Annotated in this window: 6 protein-coding genes; all 6 read left to right on the forward strand. The window is 64.2% G+C overall.

What is annotated here, in order from left to right:
• The first annotated feature begins 366 nt into the window (after positions 1-366).
• Positions 367-501 carry a 50S ribosomal protein L34 gene (gene rpmH / locus ACXJL8_RS35035; protein WP_456686452.1) on the forward strand — a complete coding sequence of 45 codons (135 nt, stop codon included), beginning with the start codon at positions 367-369 and terminating at the stop codon, positions 499-501.
• A gap of 24 nt (positions 502-525) precedes the next feature.
• The gene (gene rnpA / locus ACXJL8_RS35040; protein WP_456619454.1) at positions 526-927 is read left to right on the forward strand and encodes a ribonuclease P protein component; all 402 of its coding nucleotides are present in this window, start codon (positions 526-528) and stop codon (positions 925-927) included.
• 16 nt (positions 928-943) lie between these two features.
• The gene (gene yidC / locus ACXJL8_RS35045) at positions 944-2,794 is read left to right on the forward strand and encodes a membrane protein insertase YidC (RefSeq protein WP_456686453.1); all 1,851 of its coding nucleotides are present in this window, start codon (positions 944-946) and stop codon (positions 2,792-2,794) included.
• A 118-nt stretch (positions 2,795-2,912) separates the two neighbouring features.
• The gene (gene yihA / locus ACXJL8_RS35050; protein WP_456686454.1) at positions 2,913-3,566 is read left to right on the forward strand and encodes a ribosome biogenesis GTP-binding protein YihA/YsxC; all 654 of its coding nucleotides are present in this window, start codon (positions 2,913-2,915) and stop codon (positions 3,564-3,566) included.
• Complete coding sequence (locus ACXJL8_RS35055; RefSeq protein ID WP_456619451.1) at positions 3,566-3,931, forward strand: DUF423 domain-containing protein; 366 nt, start codon at positions 3,566-3,568, stop codon at positions 3,929-3,931. The genes yihA and ACXJL8_RS35055 overlap by 1 nt, the downstream gene beginning before the upstream one ends.
• Positions 3,932-4,103: 172 nt before the next feature.
• A partial coding sequence (argB, locus tag ACXJL8_RS35060; RefSeq protein WP_456686455.1) for an acetylglutamate kinase occupies positions 4,104-4,392 on the forward strand: 289 nt, incomplete at its 3' end.

A 4,392-nucleotide genomic window follows, 5' to 3' on the forward strand; every position in this document is an offset into this window, starting at 1 on the left:
ACCACGAAGTTCGCCCCTGCTGGCCTTGGCTGACGAAGGATGCGACCCGCACCTAGGGCCGGTCAAATTACGGATCGCTAATCTCCCAAGGTGGGATGTAAGCGTGGATACGGCGAGTCGCTACCTCAGGGGTAAAAAACCCCGCCGAAACAGCGATATTCACTGATATTCCCTTGGCCTGCGCGGTCCTGCGGCGTTGACGAGAAGGGGACGCTCGCATATAAGCCGCGCGAATTGTCCGCGATGACCCGGCGTAATGCCGGGAGCGGCTCTCTTAGGGCCGGAAAAGGGCCCATTTTGGGCCGCATCTTCCGGACTTTACCTTCAATTCTACAGGCAAATTGCCCGGTCAGCGGAGAAAAACCCGTGAAGCGGACTTATCAACCCAGCAAACTGGTGCGCAAGCGCCGTCACGGCTTCCGTGCCCGTCTGGCCACTGCCGGCGGCCGCAAGGTTCTCGCCGCCCGCCGCGMCCGCGGCCGCAAGCGTCTGAGCGCCTGAGCCTGGCCCTTTTGGGATTTCATCATGGATCGGCTGAGGCAGCGGGCGGATTTCCTCGCCGTTGCCAATGGCGCGCGGGTGAATAGTCCCGCGTTCGTCCTGCAAAGCCGCGGCCGTGACGACAGCGGTCCGATCCGGATCGGCTTCACCGTTACCAAAAAGAACGGCAACGCCCCCGAGCGCAATCGTATCCGGCGCCGGCTTCGCGAATTGGTGAAGCGGCTCGACCCGGTATCGATGCAGCCCCATCATGACTATGTACTGGTCGGCCGAAGGGACGCGCTCACGCGCGACTTCGCGATCATGCTCGACGACCTCCGCACGGCGTTCACGAAACGCACGCGGCAGGCGCCAAAGGGACGCGGCGCAAGAACCGACCGCTCTGGGTCAGGCCCCGCTCCCGCTGCCAGCCGCAACCCGGATTGATGACGAGACATTAGAGATGACCGACAATCGCAACACCATCCTCGCCGTCATTCTGTCGGGCCTGGTCCTGATCGCCTGGCAGTATTTCTACAACGTGCCGCAGATGGAGAAGCAGCGCGCCCAGCAGCAGCAGGCCGAGCTTCAGAAGACCACGCCGCAGCCGACGGCCTCCGCGACGCCGGGCAGCGCGCCGCAGGCCGGCGGTGCGGCTCAGCCGTCAGCCGCTCCGGCCGCGAATCAGCAAGCCCAGCCGGTCGTTGCCCGCGACACCGCGATTGCAGCCAGCCCGCGCGTGAAGATCGACACGCCGCGGATTGCCGGCAGCATCTCGCTGAAGGGCGGCCGCATCGACGACATTGCGCTGGTGCAGTATCGCGAAACGGTCGATCCGAAGTCGCCGCCGATCATCCTCTATTCGCCCTCGGGCACCGCGGAGCCCTATTACGCCGAGTTCGGCTGGGTGCGGGCGACGGGCGTGACGGCCAAGCTGCCGGACTCCCAGACCCTCTGGCAGCAGGACGGCAGCGGCAGCCTGACGCCGTCGACGCCGGCGGTGCTGAAATGGGACAATGGCGAAGGCCTCACCTTCCGCCGCACCATCTCGGTCGACGACCACTATCTCTTCACCGTCAAGGACGAGGTGACCAATGTCGGCAACGCGCCGGTCACGCTCTATCCCTTCGCGCTGATCTCGCGCCACGGCACGCCGCAGGTCTCGGGCTACTATATCCTGCATGAAGGCCTGATCGGCTATCTCGGCGACCAGGGCCTGCAGGAATACGCCTACAAGAAGATCGACGAAACCAAGCAGGTGAACTTCAAGGTCACCAATGGCTGGCTCGGCATCACCGACAAGTACTGGGCCTCGGCGCTGCTGCCCGACACCGACGCCCAGCTCCAGGCGCGCTTCTCGTCGAATCCCACCGGCAACGTCCATACCTACCAGACCGACTATCTGCTCGATCCCGTCACCGTCGCCATCGGCGGCACCGCGACGGCAAACGCGCGGCTGTTCGCCGGCGCCAAGGAAGCCGGCGTCGTCGGCGTGTTCCCGTTCGCGGGCCTCGGCGGCTACAACAAGGAGCTCGGGCTGAACCATTTCGATCTCCTGATCGACTGGGGCTGGTTCTACTTCATCACCAAGCCGATGTTCCTGGGCCTGGACTTCTTCTATCGCTTCTTCGGCAATTTCGGCATCTCGATCCTGCTCGTGACCGTGATCGTGAAGCTCTTGTTCTTCCCTCTGGCGAACAAGTCCTACGCCTCGATGGCGAAGATGAAGTCGATCCAGCCGCAGCTTCAGGCGCTGAAGGAGCGCTTTCCCGACGACAAGGTGAAGCAGCAGCAGGAGATGATGGAGATCTACCGCAAGGAGAAGATCAATCCGGTCGCCGGCTGTCTTCCCGTGGTGATCCAGATCCCGGTGTTCTTCTCGCTCTACAAAGTGCTGTTCGTCACCATCGAGATGCGGCACGCGCCCTTCTACGGCTGGATCAAGGACCTCTCGGCGCCCGACCCGACCAATCTGTTCAACCTGTTCGGGCTGATCCCGTTCGATCCGACCACGATCCCCGTGTTCGGCCATTATCTCGCGCTCGGCATCTGGCCGATCATCATGGGCATCACGATGTGGTTCCAGATGAAGCTGAATCCGACGCCGCCGGATCCGACCCAGCAGCTGATCTTCAACTGGATGCCGCTGATCTTCACCTTCATGCTGGCGGGCTTCCCGGCGGGTCTCGTGATCTACTGGGCCTGGAACAACACGCTCTCGGTGCTCCAGCAGAGCTTCATCATGCGCCGCAACGGCGTGAAGGTGGAGCTGTTCGACAATCTCAAGGCAACGTTCGCGAAGAAGGCGACGTAGGCGCAATACCTCAACCTCGTCATTCCGGGATGGTGCGAAGCACCAGACCCGGAATCTCGAGATTCCGGGTTCGATGCTTCGCATCGCCCCGGAATGACGGTGAAACAAAGAGCTTCGCATGACCAACGACAAAGATGCGAAGCTGATCGAGACCGGGCGAAAGCTGTTCACCCGCGACTGGCAGTTCATCTGGGCCTCGCCCTCGATCGAAACGCTGCCGCCGATGGCGGGGCTCGAGATCGCCTTTGCCGGCCGCTCCAATGTCGGCAAGTCGAGCCTGATCAACGCGCTGACCGGCCGCAACGCGCTCGCCCGCACCTCGCATACGCCGGGCCGCACCCAGGAGCTGATCTTCTTCGAGGTCCCGGGCAAGACGGACCTGCGGCTGGTCGATATGCCCGGCTATGGCTATGCCAAGGCGCCGAAGAGCCAGGTCGCGTCCTGGACCGAGCTGATCCACAAATTCCTGCTCGGCCGCGCCTCGCTCGCGCGCGTCTACGTGCTGATCGACGCCCGGCACGGGCTGAAGGACGTCGACCTCGAAATCCTGAAGACGCTCGACCGCTCCGCCGTCAGCTACCAGATCGTGCTGACCAAGGCCGACCAGGTGAAGGCGTCGGAGCTTCAATCGCGCATCGTCGAGACCGGCGCTGCGCTCGCCAAGCATCCCGCCGCGTTTCCCGATGTGCTGACGACCTCCTCGCGCTCCGGGGCCGGCATGGCCGAGCTGCGCGCCGCGATRGCGAAGCTGCTGGAGGAACGGAGTTCGTGATGGCCGCGCGCCGCCTGTTGATTGGGCTTGCCGGTTTGATGGGCGCCGCCGGCGTCGCCCTGGCAGCCGCTGCCGCGCACGGCGCCGATGCCGGCCGGCTTGCCTCCGCCAGCGCCATGCTGCTGTTTCATGCAACTGCCATACTCGCGGCCACAGCCCTGATCGAACGCGGCCTTCTGCACGGCGGAATTGGCCTCATCGCCGCGTTCGGCTTCGTGATCGCGGCGGCGCTGTTCGCGGGCGACCTGACGCTGCGGCAGTACGCGGGCCATTCGCTGTTTCCGTACGCGGCGCCAACGGGCGGAACGCTGCTGATCTTGAGCTGGCTGGCGGTGAGTGTGGCGGCGATGGTGCCTAAGCGCTGACCCGTAGCCCGGATGGAGCGCAGCGCAATCCGGGACCGGCGTCTGTGGCACAAATCCCCGGATTACGCTGCGCTCCATCCGGGCTACGCAGCGGCATGCCAGTCACGCTTTGCGCCTCGCCCGCCAATCGGATAGAACGCGGCCCGACAGTCCCGCCAGCGAGATCCGCCTCATGACCGACATCTCACCGCTCGACCAGGCCCGCATCCTGTCCGAAGCGCTGCCGCACATGCAGCAGTATGACGAAGAAACCATCGTCATCAAATATGGCGGCCACGCCATGGGCGACGAGGAGACCGCGAAGAACTTTGCCCGCGACATCGTGCTGCTGGAGCAGACCGCGATCAACCCGGTGGTGGTGCATGGCGGCGGGCCGCAGATCGCGACCATGCTCAAGCGTCTCGGCATCGTCTCGGAATTCGCCGCCGGCCTGCGCATCACCGATGCGGCGACCATCGAGA

Source organism: Bradyrhizobium sp. P5_C11_2 (assembly GCF_054049755.1).

Bases quoted from the DNA above. Each gene is read 5' to 3' on its own strand.
- rnpA (WP_456619454.1), top strand. From the start codon at position 526: ATGGATCGGCTGAGGCAGCGGGCGGATTTCCTCGCCGTTGCCAATGGC.
- yidC (WP_456686453.1), top strand. From the start codon at position 944: ATGACCGACAATCGCAACACCATCCTCGCCGTCATTCTGTCGGGCCTG.
- ACXJL8_RS35055 (WP_456619451.1), top strand. From the start codon at position 3,566: ATGGCCGCGCGCCGCCTGTTGATTGGGCTTGCCGGTTTGATGGGCGCC.